The 19098-nt window shown below is 50.3% G+C and carries 16 protein-coding genes; 4 read left to right on the top strand and 12 right to left on the bottom strand.

Going from position 1 to position 19098, the window contains the following annotated elements; genetic code table 11:
• Window positions 1–6 precede the first annotated feature (6 nt).
• The 9 genes from C3432_RS12915 to tviA form a co-directional block, all read right to left on the bottom strand.
• Window positions 7–1314: a Vi polysaccharide ABC transporter inner membrane protein VexD gene (locus C3432_RS12915; protein WP_103777028.1), complete on the bottom strand. Its 1308-nt coding sequence runs from the start codon at window positions 1312–1314 to the stop codon at window positions 7–9.
• 22 nt (window positions 1315–1336) lie between these two features.
• Complete coding sequence (gene vexC, locus C3432_RS12920) at window positions 1337–2032, bottom strand: Vi polysaccharide ABC transporter ATP-binding protein VexC (RefSeq protein ID WP_103777858.1); 696 nt, start codon at window positions 2030–2032, stop codon at window positions 1337–1339.
• Window positions 2033–2056: 24 nt separating this feature from the next.
• Complete coding sequence (vexB, locus tag C3432_RS12925) at window positions 2057–2851, bottom strand: Vi polysaccharide ABC transporter inner membrane protein VexB (protein ID WP_103777859.1); 795 nt, start codon at window positions 2849–2851, stop codon at window positions 2057–2059.
• Between the two features lie 10 nt (window positions 2852–2861).
• Window positions 2862–3929, bottom strand: coding sequence for a Vi polysaccharide ABC transporter protein VexA (gene vexA / locus C3432_RS12930; RefSeq protein ID WP_103777029.1), 1068 nt, complete (start codon window positions 3927–3929; stop codon window positions 2862–2864).
• Between the two features lie 49 nt (window positions 3930–3978).
• Entirely contained in the window at window positions 3979–5709 is a 1731-nt protein-coding gene (tviE, locus tag C3432_RS12935; protein ID WP_103777030.1) for a Vi polysaccharide biosynthesis glycosyltransferase TviE, read from the bottom strand.
• A 5-nt stretch (window positions 5710–5714) separates the two neighbouring features.
• Window positions 5715–8201, bottom strand: a complete 2487-nt coding sequence (locus tag C3432_RS12940; RefSeq protein ID WP_103777031.1) for a Vi polysaccharide biosynthesis protein TviD — start codon at window positions 8199–8201, stop codon at window positions 5715–5717.
• A 32-nt stretch (window positions 8202–8233) separates the two neighbouring features.
• Window positions 8234–9280, bottom strand: a complete 1047-nt coding sequence (locus tag C3432_RS12945; protein WP_103777032.1) for an NAD-dependent epimerase/dehydratase family protein — start codon at window positions 9278–9280, stop codon at window positions 8234–8236.
• A gap of 2 nt (window positions 9281–9282) precedes the next feature.
• A complete protein-coding gene (gene tviB / locus C3432_RS12950; RefSeq protein ID WP_103777033.1) occupies window positions 9283–10560 on the bottom strand; it encodes a Vi polysaccharide biosynthesis UDP-N-acetylglucosamine C-6 dehydrogenase TviB in 1278 nt (425 codons plus the stop codon).
• 247 nt (window positions 10561–10807) lie between these two features.
• Entirely contained in the window at window positions 10808–11347 is a 540-nt protein-coding gene (gene tviA, locus C3432_RS12955; RefSeq protein WP_103777034.1) for a Vi polysaccharide biosynthesis regulator TviA, read from the bottom strand.
• A 662-nt stretch (window positions 11348–12009) separates the two neighbouring features.
• On the opposite strand from tviA, the gene C3432_RS12960 reads away from it, so the two are divergent.
• Window positions 12010–12366 (top strand): hypothetical protein, encoded by a 357-nt coding sequence (locus C3432_RS12960; RefSeq protein ID WP_103777035.1) that lies wholly within the window; start codon window positions 12010–12012, stop codon window positions 12364–12366.
• 42 nt (window positions 12367–12408) lie between these two features.
• On the opposite strand, the gene C3432_RS12965 is transcribed toward C3432_RS12960, so the two are convergent.
• Together C3432_RS12965 and tctD are read right to left on the bottom strand one after the other, a co-directional pair.
• Window positions 12409–13821 carry a sensor histidine kinase gene (locus C3432_RS12965; protein WP_103777036.1) on the bottom strand — a complete coding sequence of 471 codons (1413 nt, stop codon included), beginning with the start codon at window positions 13819–13821 and terminating at the stop codon, window positions 12409–12411.
• Entirely contained in the window at window positions 13808–14482 is a 675-nt protein-coding gene (gene tctD, locus C3432_RS12970) for a transcriptional regulator TctD (protein WP_103777037.1), read from the bottom strand. Before tctD ends, C3432_RS12965 begins: the two co-directional genes overlap by 14 nt.
• Window positions 14483–14635: 153 nt before the next feature.
• On the opposite strand from tctD, the gene C3432_RS12975 reads away from it, so the two are divergent.
• Genes C3432_RS12975 through C3432_RS12985 form a run of 3 tightly spaced genes read left to right on the top strand, consistent with a single transcriptional unit; the run spans window position 14636 to window position 17584 of the window.
• A complete protein-coding gene (locus C3432_RS12975; protein WP_103777038.1) occupies window positions 14636–15613 on the top strand; it encodes a Bug family tripartite tricarboxylate transporter substrate binding protein in 978 nt (325 codons plus the stop codon).
• A gap of 11 nt (window positions 15614–15624) precedes the next feature.
• A complete protein-coding gene (locus C3432_RS12980) occupies window positions 15625–16059 on the top strand; it encodes a tripartite tricarboxylate transporter TctB family protein (RefSeq protein WP_103777039.1) in 435 nt (144 codons plus the stop codon).
• A gap of 10 nt (window positions 16060–16069) precedes the next feature.
• The gene (locus C3432_RS12985) at window positions 16070–17584 is read left to right on the top strand and encodes a tripartite tricarboxylate transporter permease (protein ID WP_103777040.1); all 1515 of its coding nucleotides are present in this window, start codon (window positions 16070–16072) and stop codon (window positions 17582–17584) included.
• A gap of 36 nt (window positions 17585–17620) precedes the next feature.
• On the opposite strand, the gene C3432_RS12990 is transcribed toward C3432_RS12985, so the two are convergent.
• Window positions 17621–19096, bottom strand: a complete 1476-nt coding sequence (locus C3432_RS12990; protein ID WP_258041622.1) for an alpha/beta hydrolase — start codon at window positions 19094–19096, stop codon at window positions 17621–17623.
• Window positions 19097–19098: the final 2 nt, after the last annotated feature.

Below are 19098 nucleotides of genomic sequence, written 5' to 3' on the forward strand. Positions count from 1 at the left end.
AAACTGTTATTCACGCATACGCCTGATGGCGATCAGCAATGAAATAACTATGTACGCGACGGCAAGTAATACAAAAAACATGAGCCATTTCGCGCCATCGTCGTAGCGACGAGAATCAGAAACCACCATAGGCTGGGAAATGACCAATAAATAACGCCTCTCACGTAATGCCTGTAATTTTCCCTGTTGCAGCGTCTGCAAAGCGGATTCCCAGCGTGTTTTCGCGATCTCCCCCTGAAGACGAAGATCTTCAAAGAGAGACAGGCTTTCTGATGATCCTTGAGAACCCAGCTTGTTTGACAGACGATTACGCTGCTCACTAATCAGCTTTTTCAGGACCGTCATTCTTGCCACAAGGCGCGGGATTTGCGGATTCTGATCTAAACCGTTCGCCATCAATTGATCGTATTCTGCTTTCGCTTCCGCCCGCTGTGTTTCAAATCCAGCGATCAGTTGGTAAATCGCCGTTACCGTCTCCTGTGGCTCAATATCCTTCTGGATATGCTGTATTTTCAATAAATCCAGGCGTACCGCTGACAGATTTTCCTGTGCGGTTTTGACATCGTTTTCCAGCCATAAAATACGTTCCTGCTGCATCCTCGCCGACACCGTATTGACGTGCTGTTCGGCAAATTCCAGAATACGTTGAGCAAAAAACTCTGCCTTTTGCGCATCCAGCGCCATAACGTTCAACCGTAACATTCCCTGTTGTATATCTGCGGAAACGGAAACTTTAGATAAATAATAGCGATAGGGATCGCTGTTAATACCCAACGGGGCGTTATAACGGGAAAACAGGGCAATATCGCGTTGCGAAAAATACGTTAAAAAACCCAGTTCCTTTTCCATCCGATCCATCATTTCTTTTGAAAGAATAAATTCACGAACCTGGAATCCTTCCGACATCTCATTACCACTGCCAAAAAAAGCCGCTCCGGAAAAGTTATCCTGGCTGGCTTCGGATTGCACAATAAAGGTCGCATCGGCGCTATAAAAACGGGAAGTGAGTAACCATGACATAAACATGATCGCCAGCAGGGGTAACCCGATATAGAGAAAGAGACGACGTAATGACTGTTTCGCTTGTTCTATGCGCCGCTCTTTGATTATCAACGACGCTCTGCGGACCGCATCCGCATCCGTGGCGGCCCAGTCTGACTCTTTATGATTATCGCCTCCGTGCTGTTCAGCAGCTTTTTCTGCCTGGCGTAACAAATGCGCCTCTTCTTTTTTCCGCAGCCGGGAATCACGACTCTCTTCTGCCACCCTTGCCCTTTCCTCTTTCCATTTTTTGATACGTTCTGAGTTATCCACAATATATCCGTATGTTTTCTATTTATATATCAAAGGAATTATCATCATCTTCTGCCACCGCCCGATTTGACTGATGCCGTTCAAAAAGCGCAGTAGCCTGTGCCAAATCGGGACACATGATGATTTTTCCATGGAGCAGCACGCCGAAAGTGTGGCAATGCTCTTTTATAAGACGAGGGTTACGGGTTAAAACAACCAGACCTTTATGCTGTAACTCACGGGCAAGCGCCCCCTGCATACGCCGTTGTGAAGAACTGTCCCCGGTATAGAGTTTGTCATCGGCAATATACAGCCGACAAGGAAGCAACAGATTAATGGCAAACGCGAGATGCGCCTTCATCGTGACGGAATATGCGCTCACTTTATCGGTAAAGCGTTGCTCGAGCTGGGTCAACTGGTAGCAGAAATGGGAAAACTCATCACCATCCAGCCCATAGAAACTGGCCATCATGCGGGCATTTTCTTCACCCGTTAACCCTGGCAGGATGAAGGCGTTTCCCCCGAGCGGCAGCGCATCGCCTCGCTGTCCAACAAAGTCACCCTCATCGGGTGCCTCGATGCCGCACAGCATCCGGGTTAACGTCGTTTTGCCCGAGCCCTGCGCCGCCAGAATCCCGACATGGTCACGGTCATCCATAACAAAGTCCATCTGGTCAAAGACAACCTGAGGGCCTTTGGCAGTATCAAAATACCGGGTACAGTTTAATAATCCGAACACCAACACGTTTCTCCAGAAGCAAAATCAATGATTATCCGTGCCGTACAGCCTGCGAAAAATCACACCTGATAAAAATAACGTGGCGGAAAATGCCAAAGGATAAAGAGGTTCAACGTAAAAAGAGTGATACCCCTCAAACATCCCCTCCCTGACGATTTCATTAACATGAAGCAATGGATTCCAGCCAAGCACGCTAAATATGGAATAAGGCAATTCATTCGCGGTATAAAATACCGCCGATATTAAAAACATGGGTCTTAAAATCACAGGCACAATTTTATAAACCAGCGGGAAGCGGCCGGATAACGCATCACAAAAATAACCAAAGGAGAATCCCAGAAGCCACGCCCTTAGCATCCCGTCAAAAATCAGGATCGGTTTACAGACCTCCCATCGGGAGAAAACCATAAAATTAATAAATGATACGATAATATAAATAACTACCGCATTGACAAATTCCACGGCGGCCAGTGAAAAAGTCACGTGTCCCCTTTTTACCGGAGCGACTACCGCAAGCGAAGCGTAAAAAGATCGCGAACGCATTGTGGCGGTGATGGTATAGCGAAACAACAGATAGGGCAAAATACCGGCAATCACAAAACTGATATCGTCAGTAAATATAGGTACCGTACGTGACAACAGCTGAAAAGAGACGACCGTAATGGTGATCCATGCCAGAGGCACCGCTAATACCATCACGTAGCTTAATATATTATCATGAAATCTTGCTCTGATATCCCTCGACATTAATAAGATAATTAATTCGCAGAAAGCGAGCAGCTTTCTGAAATAATCAGCAGGCTTTGTTGAAATATTCATAAATCCATGATTAAAGCGCATTGGTGCCACGGATCAGAAAAGCATCAAATGCCGCTTTTACCTTAGCAAAGTCGGTCAACGAGGCGTTCGAGATATAGATGACGTCACCATCTTCTATCTTCAGGGTTCTGGCCCGAAACACGGAATCAGGCAGGCTCATATCGACATGATAGATGTTCGGCTTACGCACTTGCTGTTTTGCCCGTTCAGCTTCGTTATGTTTGAACAGAAAAACAGACTGGGGATCGGCAAGGTTATCGTTCAGGCCTTTCGCCAGCGCCAGGGCGTCAACCATGCTGGAGTGACGTTTAACTAACGCGTGCTTCCCCTGGACGCCCGCGGCGCCGAGGACATTCACATACTCCGTAACCGGGCGCAGGGTAATGCGATCGTCAGGCTGTAAAGCGATATCTAACGCAGGGTACTGATAGATATCAGCAAGACGGGCGCGGAACCGATGCTGCTCACGGGTAACGCTGATTTCCGTCATATCAGCACTGGCATTTTCAATTGTCGCCGCAGCCAGGAAATGACTTAAATGGTTCATGCTCTGATCAAGAGGAAAGCGCCCCGTTTTCCCACCACCACCTTCCACGGTCACCATTGCACCAGTACGGGCGGTTAGCGTGACCAAAACCTGGGGATTAAGTACCACGCGCGAAAGACGCTTTCTGATCTCTTCCGCCAGTTGAGTTACATCCAGCCCCCCCACGGCTATCGTCCCGGCATAAGGGACCCTGACGGTTTGATCCCCAGCCACGAGAATATTCTCGAAATCCGCACGATCGCCGTTTGAATTATCAGATAAATATCCCGCGCCGCCCGAAGATAAAATGGTGACGTGGAGGACATCACCCGCGGTGAGCAATGTCCATTGCCAACGATTAACGTTAAAAATGGTGTCAGGAACATTTTTCGCAATGACATCCGCATCATCTGATTTAAACGCCGATGTCACCTCCACCAGGCGATATTCAGGATCGTCCTTATTAATAAGGCTGGATTTAAATGCCGCCCTGGGGATCGTGCACCCCGAAAGCAATACAGCCACCATTAAAGCAACAATAATTTTATTCATAAATGTCTGTTTTATAGGGATGATGGAAATTCAAACGCAGCCAAAAAAACTACGTTGGCAAGGTAGTAATGGTTTGGACAAACGAATTCATCATATTTTCCACCGAGAAACGTTCCTGCAAAAATGACTGCGTTTGATCGCAAATACCGGTTCTGCTACGCCATAAAGTCACCAGTTTTTCGGCATAATGACACGCCTGTTCCAGATTAACCGTCTGCGCATCATCCAGAATATGGCCAGAGAGCCCCTCGATAAAACACTCCGCCGCACCGCCGGCTGGCGTTGAAATTACCGGCACGCCGACCATTTGCGCTTCAATAAGCACATTGGGTAATCCCTCATATCGCGAAAAGAGCATAAACACATTCATTTTCTGTAGCCAAAACCCCACATCACGCGAGACGCCAACAAACAGGATCCGCTCCAGGATCCCCATTTGTTCAGCCCGCTGCTGCGCCTCAGCCCGCAGCTCGCCGTCACCGACCAGAATAAAACGGCTGGTGGGATGTTGTTTCAGATAGCCAGCGGCGAAATCGATCCAGGCGAAGGGACTCTTATCGCCAACGAAGCGAAAAACACCACCGATTGTGGTATCAGCGTCTGACGTTTTGTGGAGGAACTGCTGCCAGATTTTGTGTGAGACCTCTGACGAAGGCTCAGTAGCCGGAGGAACGACACCGTTATAGACCACCTGGAATTTGCGCTCATCGAGCTGTAACCATTCGGCGTAGTGGCGGGCGACGCAGTGGTTATTACTCATAAAATCAACGCCAGGAACCTCCGCAAGGGCCTGGTACAGCGGTTCATATTCCGGTTTGAACAGGCGTTTACGCACCACCGGCGGCAACCCGCGCAGTCCGAGCTGAATCCTGGGCACCTCCGCAATAAGCGCCGCCAGCGCCACCATCAGGCAGGCGCCATCTTGCCAGACAGACAGATAATCAGGCTGGCGCTGGCGCAAGTGGGGCACTAAATGCTTAATCCCGTAGTTGCAGACCGGCGGAAGGTGGGAGAGCAATAAACGCAATTCAGGGGAATCCAGGGTGGTATCGTCGAAAAAAGGCTCCGTTATCTTCGCGATTTCAACCACCTCAACCTGTTCATCGGTCACTTCTTTCAGGAAAAAATCCTGCTTTAACTCCGGTGACAGCGAGCGAATGATAAGTTCAACCGGCTCTTCCACCCTGAGGCCGCCGATCTCACCGCCCTCCCGATATTTCTTCGAAATCTCAATCGCTAACCTCGAAATTTGCCGCTCGGCTCCGCCACTCCCCAGCGACCCCGTACATAATGAAATCCGCCCCAGCCGCCCAACGGGAAGCGCCCGCGTCTGTCGATGGCGGTATGACAATATGGCGTGTTTCATGGCAATAATTCGGGTATTGGTTCCGGCAGGAATGATTTCCCCTTCAAGCTGTTCCAGCAAATTGCAGATGCTATTGATTTTACCTAAGTAATTTTTATATTTTTTTAAAGACTCCTCGCCGATGCCAGCGAGGATGAACTGAGCATCTTTAGCCAGCCCGCGATTATATAAACGACGCGCATATTCATAACGTGCCTCATCGATATTCTGCGCGACTAATGCTTCATAAAGCGTATACGCACGTTCGGTGTCATTTAAGTCATGGAACAGTTCCGCTTTTTTTAGCGCCGCCGGCGAGGAGATATTGTCATCCGGCAATTCGCTATCAATGAAAGCAATGGCCTCCGCTACTTTTCCCTCTTTTTTCAGCCGGGAAACCCTTTTCGTCAATGCCTCGATATCCATTTCCGACATAATAACTACCCTTTCCTTGATGTATTTTTGCTCAGCGTCGTCTGACAGATAGCAATCTGTCTTGTAACGGAATCGGTTGGCCCACTCACTTTTTCCAGGCGTTGCCAGTACAGCAATGCCTGCTCATAATCGCGAAGATGCATTGAATTCAGCGCGGCATACTTCAACGCGTAGGTATTTTCGTTATCAAAGACGAGCAGTTTCCTGGCGTAATCCAGATTTTCGAGGGAGGTAATCACGCCGCCGCCTTCCTTGATGGAGTCATCAAACAATCTGATAATTTGTTTATATTCACGCACCAGCCGCTGAACATCAGGATCGATACGTTTCAACTTGATAAGCAAGGACAGTGCCTCATCCAGGCGACCTTCATTTTTCTTCTGGCGAACAAATTTGAGTGCCCTGGTCGCGACGTGGCGACACTCTTTCTCAAATAAAACATTCACGGAAGGATTCTGGAAAGACGGAGAAATGCTCATTAAGTCTGCGATCAGGTCAACGAGAAAGGGAATGTCATTGATATGACGCAGGCTGCGTAACGTTATTGCCTGTAGGCTGGTAATCGCCGGATTACGCATTAATGTCATATGAGACAGCGTACACGCCTCTTTCCAGGACTCAATATTCACCAGCGTTCGCGCACAATAAACCGCGCTCACGGGATCAAATTCTAACAGCGGCCAAACAATTTTCGCGCCAGCAACGATATTTTCATAGTCCTCACTCTCGTACATTTCTTTTAATTTTTCACGCCATGCCGTTTTTACTTCATTATTGAAACTTGAAATACGCGCATGCGGATAAACGATAAATGCGGAGTAGGTATAAACCAGGGAAGTGCTCAGCGAAACGAAATCATCAACTGAATGCAGGGAGAGCGCCATCGTGTTCCACGCCACAAAGACATCTTGTAATTTATCTTTATACGAAGAACTCAGCGCCAGCTGATGGCTCATATTCTTGATGGAAGAGGCGGCTCTGAAAATGAGTCCGGCATCAGGAATTGCCGACAATGCCGTTAACGCAAACCCGGATTCATGCTGGAGTAGCCACTCCAGCGTCTGTTTGAATATCAATTCATTTTTAAATGATATCGCCAGCGACAACCCCTTCTCCATAAACGCGTCGCTCAGACAATTTGACTCAACGCCGGCAAAAAAGGCCTCTGAAAATGCCTTACCATCGCGAAAATACTGGGTGCTGTTCAGGAAATTAACCCAGCCGGAGTGGGTCGCTGGATTTAATAACAGAACTCGCTTCCAGTACTGATATGACTTATCAAAAAGTTGCAGTGCATCGGCTGAATCTGCAGCGACGGTCAGGACTTCCTCATCTTCAATCTCGTTTGACAGCATCATTTCAGCCGTCGACAACGCCTCTTCCCAGTGCCCAAGCCCATGCAGGGCTTTAAGACGGCAACGCAGGGTGCTATCCGTCGTACCAATGATCTGTTCAACATCCACAATATCCTGATAAGCCTGTTCAAAATAACCTAACCGGCTAAACAGGACAGAACGTAACTGCACCAGTATGGGGTCTTGCTGCTTATTTCTCAGCGCAGCGAACAGTTTCTGCGAAGCCAGGACAATTTCATCATTAGCCAACAGTTTGTTGATAAGCAACGTCAACTCGCGCATCTGATCTTGTTTTTCTTGTCGGGTGCCATCGACATGATGAATTTTGCTGTTAATAACATCCTTAAAGATCGACGCCACGATAGCGTCACCAAACAAGTCGGTATAATGCGTGAGATCGTCACCGTTTCTTTCCAGCGACCTCTTTTGCCCCCACTTTGCCATCAGGTGCGTGGGATTAATGCAGGGGATATCCATCTTACTGGCGATAGTCTCTACATTTTTGATCAACCGACTGCGGGACTGAATGAGCGCCCCGGCACGCGTCAGGGCATTTACATGGGTCATAAACATGACGCGATCGCGACCAAGAAGCTGCACGATCTCCTGCATATCCTGCTCAATGGCCTGTTCGTCCATTTGCTCGACGTGGATGCTTCTCAGTAATTCGCGATCGTCCTGCGACATTCCGACATAGCACGGTTCTTCTTTCAGATAAGCTTCCAGTTTCTGCTGATTGCCTTTTGTCGCCAGCGACCAGTAAATGCGTGCACGTTCTGGCTTACTAAAGAAATCGTAAAAATGTCTGGTTAAGTAATTTATCTGCAGGCAATAATCGTACGCCATAATCTTTTTCTGGCTCGAGATCTCAACGATATAAAAATCAGAGAGAGCATGAATATCCGCATTCGTATATTGAATCGAAGGCCGAAAAATAAAAGGCTGCACGTTTTCCGGGATGCTCACTGTCCCCAGAATAAACCGAATTTGCTGCAATGCTTCACTGCTGGTATGGGTAAACCCATAAATTTTTTTAAAGTTAGCCTGGAAATTAAAATAAGGCTGTGCTCGCTTAACCGGGTTGACAATCCGGCAGCTGCCGATCGGCGTAAGCGTAAACATCCCTGACGATTTCATTATAGTCTTCCACGTTAAGGTAATATGAGTGCTTATAATCCCGGATATAACGCTGCCTGTTTATCGATATACCATTTCAGGGTATGTTTAAGCCCCTCTTTGATGTCAAATTCAGGCTCATAGGAAAGCAATCTTTTGATTTTATTGATATCAGCCTGGCTATGCTGGACATCGCCATCCCGAAAATCCTGATAGACCGGCTCACTGGTATTGCGCTCATCCCGCCAGTGGTTTAACCCATCACGAATGGCATAATACAGCGTATTCAATGAGGTTCTGTCACCAACCGCAACGTTGTACACCTGATTTTTTGCGGCGGCGTGTTGTGTGGTCGCTGACAGTAAATTCGCCTGAACGACATTTTCGATATAGCAGAAATCACGGCTGGTTAAACCATCACCATTAATATAAACCTGCTCGTTTTTGAGCAGCGATAATATCCAGCGAGGGATCACCGCAGAGTATGCTCCGTTCGGATTCTGGCGACGGCCAAAGACATTAAAGTAGCGCAAGCCAATCGAATGAAATCCATAGCTACGGGCAAATACCTCTGCATACAGTTCATTGACATATTTCGTCACCGCGTAGGGACTTAGTGGCCGACCTATCCGCTCCTCAATTTTTGGCAGACCAGGATGATCGCCGTAGGTACTGCTACTTGCGGCATAAGTAAAGCTGGAAACTTGTGCATCCCTTGCCGCCGTGAGCATATTTAGAAAACCATCAATATTCGCACTGTTCGTGGTGAGAGGATCTTGCAAAGAGCGTGGTACGCTGCCTAATGCTGCCTGATGGAGTACATAATCAACGTTCGCACACGCGTTCTGGCAGTCAGCAAACGATCTGATATCCCCCTTGATAAAGGTAAATCGTGACCATTGATCCTCACTGACCGATGAGCGCACATCGTCCAGATTATGCTGATAACCGGTCGAAAAATTATCCATACCGATGACGGTCTGGTTCAGGCAGAGCAACTCTTCTAATAAGCCGGAACCAATAAAACCGGCGACGCCGGTGATTAGCCACCGTTTTGGCTCAAGAACCAGCTGTAGTCTTAATTCTTCATAAGCCGTCATGATTACAGTCTCACATCTGACTGTTCGGCCGGAAGCACGTATTTCAAATCATAGAGGACATGCTTATCTTTTCCAAAACCACGGATATCATCACAGCCCATCAGTTTAAATTGCTGATGACCAACAGCGACAATGATTGCATCATAAAAGCCTTCTTTAATCTCCGGAACAGGTGAAATACCATATTCCTGCCTGACCTCGTCGACATCCACCCAGGGATCGAAAATATCCACTTTGCAGCTATAATTACCCAGTTCTTTTACAACATCGATGATGCGTGTATTTCTAATATCAGGGCAGTTCTCTTTAAAAGTGAAACCTAAAATAAGAACACTGGAACCTTCAATTCTTATTCCTTTTTTTATCATAGCTTTGATCAACTGTCCGGAAACATAGTTGCCCATATTATCGTTCAGACGACGCCCCGCCAGAATAATTTCAGGGTAATAACCAATCCCCTGGGATTTATGCGTCAGATAATACGGGTCCACACCAATGCAGTGCCCGCCGACCAGACCTGGACGGAACGGCAGGAAGTTCCATTTGCTGCCTGCGGCGCGTAAAACAGCCTCAGTATCAATATTCAGGCGATTAAAAATGATAGCCAGCTCGTTGACCAGAGCAATATTCAAGTCACGCTGCGTATTTTCAATTACCTTTGCCGCTTCGGCGACTTTAATACTTTCCGTTTTGTAGGTTCCGACCGTGATGATCTGCTGGTAAATTTCATCCACAAGATCGGCGGTTTCCGCGGTTGAACCTGAAGTAATCTTTTTGATGGTAGTCAGGCGATATTTTTTATCACCAGGATTGATGCGCTCAGGACTGTAGCCAACGTAAAAATCTTTGTTGAAGGTCAGTCCGGATACGCGCTCGAGAATAGGGACACATTCTTCTTCCGTGCATCCTGGGTAGACCGTTGACTCATAGACCACAATGTCACCTTTTCCAATGACGCTGCCAACCGTTTCACTTGCTTTAATCAATGGAGTGAGGTCTGGCTGCTTATATTCATTAATCGGTGTCGGGACGGTAATGATGTAAAAATTGCATTCTTTAATCTCCTCAATTGAGGAGGTAAACGTCAGATGGTGGGCCTCGCGTAATTCTTCCTCTGTGGTTTCAAGGTTCACATCCAGCCCTTCTTCGAGTTCAAGAATACGCTTGTGATTAACATCAAAACCAACAACCTGGCGATGTTTGCCGAACTCAACGGCCAGAGGCAACCCAACATATCCCAGCCCAATAACGCCAATTTTTACATCATCTTTGGTGATCATTCGTATCAGTCCTTTACGTAAATGTACTTATAATTTAAAACATTAATTCCTGATGTTTAATTCAGGCACGCTACCGCCCCTGGCGGTGACAGCCAGTATCTTAATTTTGTATACGCGTCCACAAACAACACCTCATAAATATAAAAATGAGAAGGTGTTGAGATAACTATATTTACGTGACAACATATAATGCTTAACATTAGCAAATAGCTGTCACGTTCAGCTCACCAGAATAAATCAGGGTAAACTATTGTTGCGCTGCTGATTCAGGTAATAACAGATGCCGGGGCTCCCGTACGCCAAACTTTACCGCCAACTCTTTTCTCCAGCGGTACATTGTTGACGGCGAGTTCATAAATCTGTCCTGTAACTCTTCCATCCCACATTCGGTGAGGAAATATTTCATCTTCACGATATCCTTACGGTTAATCTTGAAGTGGTAGTCTTTTTTTTCTTTCGGTATTTTTTCACCATCCCTGCGGCGACAAATCTCTTTTATAATGTTCTCTACCGACGTCGAGATATCAAAAGCCGCGATAACGTTGTCACACTCAGCTAACCAGAATTGCGCCAAAGGCATCAACCGCGAACTCGAAATGATAATTATAATTTTATTAATATCTTTAGTTCGGGAAAAAAAATTCAGGGCATTAAGTAAACTGTATCGATTGAGGTTCACAAACAAATAGTTTCTGTCATTTGTTGTCAGTGATACTTCATCAATAATGGTTGCAGCTCCGACTCCGAAGTAGAAATCATTCGGTGGCCAGAAATGTTGATATCTCATGAAATCTCCTTATTCTGCAATAACCCATTTCATCCATGGAAATAGGGCAAGTGATGCTTAATGCCCTCTTGCTCTGTTAACAACAAACCCAATGATAAAATTATCAAGTGTAATATTGTTAACTGTTAACAGATATTTTTGCATAGCAGAGAAGTGATATCAAACCCGATAAAGCCATCGTTAAAAACTATCAAAAAATTATTTTTCAGACACGGTTCCAAAGAAAAAAAGCGCATAATTGTGAGGAAGTGTTGAATTCACTGAATCAAATTGCCATCATGCATTTAAGAATTTCCATAAAATAAGAATAATCCTAATTCTGATTGCAACATTTTCTTACAATTTTCACAGAGATTGCCCTTTATTACATCATCATTATTTATTCGGCATTATGGAAAGGAATATTCCGATATTTCACCTGGCTGCCGGATTAAGATAATACTTTGCCTTTATTCTGTTAGCGCGGCCCGCGTTAATCAAATATACGGCATTGCGGAAATATAACGCTTCTGTTGTTGAAACGTTTAGAGGATTTAACCGTTGTCCGATCGCCACATCATTTTTATCAGACTAAATATTTACAGTTTATTCCTAAAGCCACCGCTTCGTTGGTCTGCCATGCTTTACCTCGCATATAATTGAAAACGTTAAGCGAGGATATTATGAAAAAAACAACGATCGCATTATCTGCCCTTCTGCTGGCTTCACCTGTTTTTGCTGCGACCACACATGCCACCAATGACGATGTTGCCAAAGCGCATGAAAACGCCAACACCGCGAAAGAAAAGCTGCATCAGGCGCAGAATCAGGGCGAAGAAATGAAGCTAAAGTCTGAACATGCCGCTGAAGGCAAGCGCGACAGCTTCGGCAGTAAAGTAAGCGAAGATTCACAGAAGGCCTGGAATAAGACCAAAGAGGGCACTGAAAAAGGCTGGAATGCCACCAAAGAAGGTGCTGAGAAAGGCTGGAACAAAACTAAAGAAGGCGCATCCACGCTTGAGAAAAAAGTCAGCGAGTGATCGCCATCATGTCAAAATAAGCCGCTAATGCGGCTTTTTTTATCATCCTGGCACGATCGGGAACCGCATCCGGACGCACAGCCCGCCAAGCGTTTCACTCCGTGACAGTTGGGGATGTGTGCGGTGCAAACGCGCAATATCGTTAACCAGCGCCAGACCGATCCCCGCCCCCGCCTCGTTACCCACATTGTCGAGTCGATGAAACGGTTGTAGCGCCTGATAAATCTGTTCCTCTTCGATTCCCGGCCCACTATCTTCCACCTCCAGGATGACCACGTCGCCGTCACGCTGGAGCCGTGCGGTTACCGTTCCCTGCGGCGGCGTATATTTCAACGCATTATCCAGCAGATTCGCACACAGCTCAGCGAGCAACACCTCATCCCCTTCAATCCACACGGCGTCCTGCTCACCTTCATAGCCCAGGTCGATGGCTTTGCTACGCGCCTGCGCCAGACGGGTAAAACAGCCCGCCTGCACCACCTCATACAGGTTTACCGGCAAAAACTGCCGCTCCCCCTGCTCTTTCCATTTCACCGCAGAAAGCTGTAACAACCGCTCCGTTAGTTGAATGGTGTTATCCAGCGTCGTGCTCATCGCCCGTAAACTCTCATGCCACTGCTGCGGCTGCTGGCTGGCTAACGCCACCGCCGCCTGCGTTTTCAGCACCGCCAACGGTGTTTTTAACTGGTGTGATGCATCGGCGCTGAAGCGCTCCTGGCGCGAAATCAGCGCGCGCAGACGATCGATATAGCGGTTAAAAGCCACAATCAGCAGCCGGGTTTCCGACCAGGGCAGCAGTTCCGGTAAGGGGGTCAACAGACCGGGTTCACGGCGCACCATCAGGGAAGAGAGCTGACGCATCGGTCTTAATATCCGCCGCAACAGCCAGCCGACAAGCACGAGCGTCAGCAGCACCAGTAACCCCTGCGATACCCAGGATGAAAACAACAGTTGCCCCGCCAGGTAACGCCGCGACTGCAACGTTTCGGCAACGTAGATCTCCGCCATGCCGAAAATAGCTCCTTCATTTACCGGCTGCAACAGCCGCGCCACGCGGATCGCTTCCCCGCGATAATGGGTATGATAAAACCATGCCAGAGCCGGATAGAGCCGGGTTCGCGAAGTTGCTGGCGGCATCGCGGGCAGATCGTCATACCCGGAAATCACCTTTCCATTCGGATCCACCACTTTGTAATAGAGCCGGTCGTTCATATTAAGCTCAAAGCTGTCGAGCACCACCCAGGGCACATTCACTTCCAGTTTATCGTGGCGCACCACCAGCCGCTCCGCCACCGTTCTGGCAGAAGAGAGAAGCGTCCTGTCATAGGCCTGCGTCGCTGCCTGCAACGCGCTGACGTAGCTGTTAAAAGCGGAAAGTCCCCACAGCAATATCAGCGGCAAACCAAGAAACAGCAGCAGTTGCAGATAAAGAGACTGAGGTTTAGCCCACCTCATCGCCGCACTCCAGCACGTAACCTAATCCCCGCAAAGTGGTAATACGCACGCCGCTGCCCTGTAATTTTTTCCGCAGTCGATGAATATAGAGTTCGATACTTTCCGGGCTGACCTCCTCGCTCAGGCTGAATACCTGTTCAAACAGCTGCTGGCGCGATACCGGCCGCGTTCTGCGATACATCAGCACCGTCAGCAATGCCTGTTCACGCGGGGTGAGCGCCAGCGGCTGCGTCTTCAGCAAAAAATAACCTTCCTCATGAAACGCCAGATCGCCCAGCTGTTGCAGCTCCTGCACCTGACCTGCGCTACGCCGCAGCAGCGCCCGCAGCCGCGCATCAAGCTCTTCGATTTCAAACGGCTTGGACAGATAATCATCCGCCCCGACATTCAGCCCTTTCACCCGGTCTGCCACCGCGCTGCGCGCCGTCAGCAGCAGTACCGGCAGCGTTTTCCCACGCTTACGCAGGCGTTGTACAACTTCCAGCCCGTCCAGTCCGGGCATATTGATATCCAGAACGGCCAGCGCGTAACTCTCACTGTGCAGAAGGTGATCCGCCGCCGTGCCATCAAACACGCAGTCAACGGCAAAGCCGTTTTGCGCCAGCGCTTTCTCCAGCCAGTGAGCCAGTTCACGGTTATCTTCCGCCAATAAGAGACGCATATCACATCCTGCAAAGTTTCTGCCGCATTGAAAGGGAATTGAAAGGTTATTGTTTTAACAATCACGCAACCGAACCGCTACATGTCGGCTCACATAATCACAAAAATCTTCTTCTGTACCTGAAAATCCGGTCGCCCGGCGTGAGGATAGACAATGAGAAAACCGTTACTTCGTACCCTTACTGCAAGCATTTTACTGATGAGTGCCTCTGTGCTGGCGCAGGAGGCACCGTCGCGCACCGAATGTATCGCCCCGGCAAAACCCGGCGGCGGATTTGACCTGACCTGTAAGCTGATCCAGGTGAGCATGATGGAAACCGGCGCCATTGAAAAGCCAATGCGCGTCACCTACATGCCCGGCGGCGTTGGCGCGGTTGCCTATAACGCGATTGTCGCCCAGCGTCCTGGCGAGCCGGGCACGGTGGTCGCGTTCTCCGGCGGGTCGTTGCTCAACCTGTCGCAGGGAAAATTTGGTCGCTATGGGGTGGATGACGTGCGCTGGCTGGCGAGTGTTGGTACCGACTACGGCATGATCGCCGTGCGTACCGACTCTCCGTGGAAATCGCTGAAAGACCTGCTGACCGCAATGGAAAAAGATCCTAACAGCGTGGTCATTGGCGCAGGCGCGTCAATCGGCAGCCAGGACTGGATGAAGTCAGCGCTGTTGGCGCAAAAAGCCAATGTGGATCCCCACAAAATGCGCTATGTGGCATTTGAAGGCGGTGGCGAACCGGTTACTGCCCTGATGGGCAATCATGTGCAGGTGGTTTCCGGCGATCTCAGCGAGATGGTGCCTTACCTGAGCGGCGATAAAATCCGCGTGCTGGCCGTCTTCTCTGAGGCGCGTTTGCCAGGACAACTGGCTAACGTCCCAACCGCCAAAGAACAAGGATACGATCTGGTCTGGCCGATCGTTCGCGGCTTCTACGTGGGGCCTGAAGTCAGCGACGCCGATTACCAGTGGTGGGTGGAGACCTTCAAAAAGCTCCAGCAAACCGATGAGTTTAAAAAGCAGCGCGATCTGCGCGGCCTGTTTGAATTCAATATGGCCGGCAAGCAGCTCGATGACTACGTCAAAAAACAGGTCAGCGATTATCGTGAACAGGCAAAAGCCTTTGGCCTGGCGAAATAAGCGCGGAGGCAATGATGAGCGATCGCATTTTTGCGGGTATCTGGCTGCTGCTTTGCATTGCCGGGCTGTTTATCGCCTGGCAAATTCAGAGTGAATACAGTTATGAACCGGTCGGCCCGCGTCCGTTCCCGCTGGGTATTATCGGCCTGATGGCGCTCTGCGCGCTGGCGCTGTTGCTACGCCATCCGGACACCGTTGACTGGCCCCACCGCCACGTGCTGCAAAAGCTGCTGACGATGGTGATTGTGTTGCTGATGTATGCCTGGGGTTTTGAATGGCTGGGCTTTCCGATAGCGACCGCCATTCTCACGCTGGTCATCGGCATTCTGTTCGGCGCGACCCTCCCGGCGGCGGGGATTTCCGGCGCGGTTCTCGGCATCCTGCTGTGGTATGCCTTTGACCGCCTGCTTGATGTCACTTTACCTCTCGGCGCCTGGCTGAGTTAACGGAGAAACGATGGATACCTGGATATATCTTTCTCAGGGTTTTGCGGTGGCCATGACTCCGGAAAATCTGGTGATTGCGCTGATCGGCTGCTTCGTCGGCACCATTGTCGGCCTGTTGCCAGGGCTTGGCCCCATCAACGGCGTGGCGATCCTGCTTCCGCTGGCCTTTGCCCTTCACTTACCCGCGGAGTCAGCGTTGATCCTGCTGGCGACCGTCTACATTGGCTGTGAATATGGCGGGCGCATCTCGTCGATTCTGCTTAATGTGCCCGGCGACGCCGCGGCCATCATGACCGCGCTCGACGGTTATCCGATGGCACAACAGGGACGTGGCGGCGTGGCGCTCTCTATTTCAGCCGTCAGTTCGTTCTTTGGCTCGCTTATCGCCATTGGCGGGATCATTCTGTTCGCCCCGCTGCTGGCACAGTGGTCGCTGGCCTTTGGTCCGGCAGAATACTTTGCGCTGATGGTGTTCGCCATCGCCTGTCTTGGCAGCATGATGGCGCAAAATCCGCTGAAATCATTTCTGGCAGCGCTGATCGGTCTGGGCCTGGCGACCGTCGGCGTAGACGCCAACACCGGGGTTTATCGCTTTACCTTTGACAGTGTCCATCTCTCCGACGGCGTACAGTTCATCGTCGTGGTAATCGGCTTGTTCTCTGTCTCAGAAATATTATTAATGCTGGAACATACCAGCAGCGGCCAGAAACTGGTACGCAAAACCGGACGTATGTTGTTTAACGCCAAAGAAGGCGCTCAGTGCGTAGGCGCGACGTTGCGCTCATCGGTGATTGGCTTCTTCGTCGGCATACTGCCGGGGGCTGGCGCCACCATCGCCAGCGCCATCACCTACATGACCGAGAAAAAGCTCAGCGGTAACAGCGACAGCTTCGGCAAGGGCGACATTCGCGGCGTCGCCGCCCCGGAAGCGGCCAACAACGCCTCGGCCTGTGGGTCGTTTATTCCCATGCTGACGCTTGGCGTTCCGGGTTCAGGCACCACGGCGGTGATGATGGGCGCGTTAACGCTGTATAACATCACACCGGGACCGGCGATGTTCACCGAACAGCCGGATATCGTCTGGGGGCTTATCGCCGCGCTGTTGATCGCCAACGTGATGTTGCTGGTCATGAACATCCCGCTGATTGGCCTGTTCACCCGTATGCTAACCATTCCGCTGTGGTTCCTGGTTCCGGCTATCGCGGCGGTTTCGGCGGTGGGTGTCTACGCGGTCCATAGCACCACGTTCGATCTGGTGCTGATGGTGGCGCTCGGCGTGCTGGGTTACGTCCTGCGAAAAATGCACTTCCCGATGTCGCCGTTGATCCTGGGCTTTGTGTTGGGCGAGATGCTGGAGCAGAATCTGCGCCGGGCACTCTCAATCAGCAACGGTAATTTAACAATCCTGTGGCAGAGTGGCGTGACAAAAGTCCTGCTGGCAATGGCAATTGCGATTATTGTCATTCCGCCGCTGCTGCGCCTCTTGCGCAGGCGCAACGGCAAGCCGCAGGCGGATATCGGTTAACGGGTTGCCGGATGGTGTTGCGCCATCCGGCAACGATCACTGCCGCGCCTCAATCCGTTGCAGCATATAAGGAAAGAATGGGTTCGACGTCACGCGCATCAGCGTATCCATCCCCACCAGCAGCGTGGATGTCTCTCCCCGCAGAGCAATCGTCCCCATACTGATCCCATAGCGGTTCAGCTCATCCGGTTTGAGTCCATACAATGAATCGCTCAGCGGAAACGGCACCGCCACATGCGACAGCGAATACATCTCCTGCGGCCAGGCCAGCGCCAGTCTCTGAACCTGCTCCTGGTCCTCCCCGGCCTGGGTATCTCGCGCAACGGCGTCCAGCGTATCTGGCGCCGCGTTGGTGATAATTGTCGTGCGATAGTTACGCGGCGCAGGCGGTAACAACAGGGTCATAGCGGTGTACGATGAGGTGCGTAGCAGCGGGCGCAAACTGGCAGCCTGATTGATATCGAACAGCACCAGCTCACTGCCATTGTTGCCCAGGTGACGATAAAACGAATCCACCACCGCGCGGGTACTCACCGTGGAATCCATGATTGACTGAAAGGTCAGTGCCGGCGGCAACGCATTAAGGCGAGCGCTCTGCGCATCCCGTGAAATCTGCTGCTGCAACGCTTTCGTCAACAGCCAGGACTGACGCGCGGCATTAACCGGAAACGAGTTGTATTTAAACGGATTATATTCCGGCGTGACGTTCATCCACGCGGCTTTGGCAAACGACGGAAACAGCGCGGGCAGACCTGCCAGCCCGGCAAAACGGGCAAAGGCCGTCACGCCGATCATCGGCGACATCAGAATAAGCTGCTGAGGACGACGCAGCGAGCGGTCTTCCAGCGCGTCCAGCGTATACTTGAGCGCCAGCGCACCACCGTTGGAATAGCCCACCAGGTGCAATGGCACATTGCGCCCTGCGAGCCGGGTCGCCTCGCGAACCGCCAGCCGTGCGGCAGCCAGCCACTGCTCCCACTCCACCGCCGTTAATGCCCCAGGCGCGGTGCCGTGCCCAGGCAGGCGCGGCACGACGGCAATAAAACCGCGTTGCTGGTAAGACGCCGCGATGTATTTCATGCTGTAGGGTGAGTCCGTTAAACCATGCAGTAACACAGCGACGCCGCGCGGTTGCCCCTGCGGCATAAGCACGTACGAACGATTGCCATTGGGTGATAACTGCGACGGATAAACCCGACTACCGGCATAAAAACGGTTGATGGGCGTCCGCTCATCTGGCTTCAGTTTATCCGCCACTTCTGTTTTCAGATTGCCAAACAGCGCCTCTTCCCGCGCCAGGTACTGTGGGAAGGTCGCGTTTTCCAGCTCTTTAGCGGACATTTCATTGCCCGTCCAGGTATGCCAGAGATGCAGATCTGGGCCACTTTCCGTCTGATAAATCCGCACCCCAAGAAACACCATCAGCACCACCAGCAGCGTCAGTACCACATGTTTGATGAGCGATGCCAGCCCGGACCGCATCCATTTAACCCGCCGAAAAAGCCCTTTGATCA

Source organism: Citrobacter amalonaticus (genome assembly GCF_002918555.1).
Lineage (GTDB): Bacteria > Pseudomonadota > Gammaproteobacteria > Enterobacterales > Enterobacteriaceae > Citrobacter_C > Citrobacter_C amalonaticus_A.

Excerpts from the sequence above, each read along its gene's own strand:
- vexB (WP_103777859.1), bottom strand. The coding sequence starts at position 2,851 with ATGAATATTTCAACAAAGCCTGCTGATTATTTCAGAAAGCTGCTCGCT.
- vexA (WP_103777029.1), bottom strand. The coding sequence starts at position 3,929 with ATGAATAAAATTATTGTTGCTTTAATGGTGGCTGTATTGCTTTCGGGG.
- tviE (WP_103777030.1), bottom strand. The coding sequence starts at position 5,709 with ATGTCGGAAATGGATATCGAGGCATTGACGAAAAGGGTTTCCCGGCTG.
- C3432_RS12940 (WP_103777031.1), bottom strand. The coding sequence starts at position 8,201 with ATGAAATCGTCAGGGATGTTTACGCTTACGCCGATCGGCAGCTGCCGG.
- C3432_RS12945 (WP_103777032.1), bottom strand. The coding sequence starts at position 9,280 with ATGACGGCTTATGAAGAATTAAGACTACAGCTGGTTCTTGAGCCAAAA.
- tviB (WP_103777033.1), bottom strand. The coding sequence starts at position 10,560 with ATGATCACCAAAGATGATGTAAAAATTGGCGTTATTGGGCTGGGATAT.
- tviA (WP_103777034.1), bottom strand. The coding sequence starts at position 11,347 with ATGAGATATCAACATTTCTGGCCACCGAATGATTTCTACTTCGGAGTC.
- C3432_RS12960 (WP_103777035.1), top strand. The coding sequence starts at position 12,010 with ATGAAAAAAACAACGATCGCATTATCTGCCCTTCTGCTGGCTTCACCT.
- C3432_RS12965 (WP_103777036.1), bottom strand. The coding sequence starts at position 13,821 with ATGAGGTGGGCTAAACCTCAGTCTCTTTATCTGCAACTGCTGCTGTTT.
- tctD (WP_103777037.1), bottom strand. The coding sequence starts at position 14,482 with ATGCGTCTCTTATTGGCGGAAGATAACCGTGAACTGGCTCACTGGCTG.
- C3432_RS12975 (WP_103777038.1), top strand. The coding sequence starts at position 14,636 with ATGAGAAAACCGTTACTTCGTACCCTTACTGCAAGCATTTTACTGATG.
- C3432_RS12980 (WP_103777039.1), top strand. The coding sequence starts at position 15,625 with ATGATGAGCGATCGCATTTTTGCGGGTATCTGGCTGCTGCTTTGCATT.
- C3432_RS12985 (WP_103777040.1), top strand. The coding sequence starts at position 16,070 with ATGGATACCTGGATATATCTTTCTCAGGGTTTTGCGGTGGCCATGACT.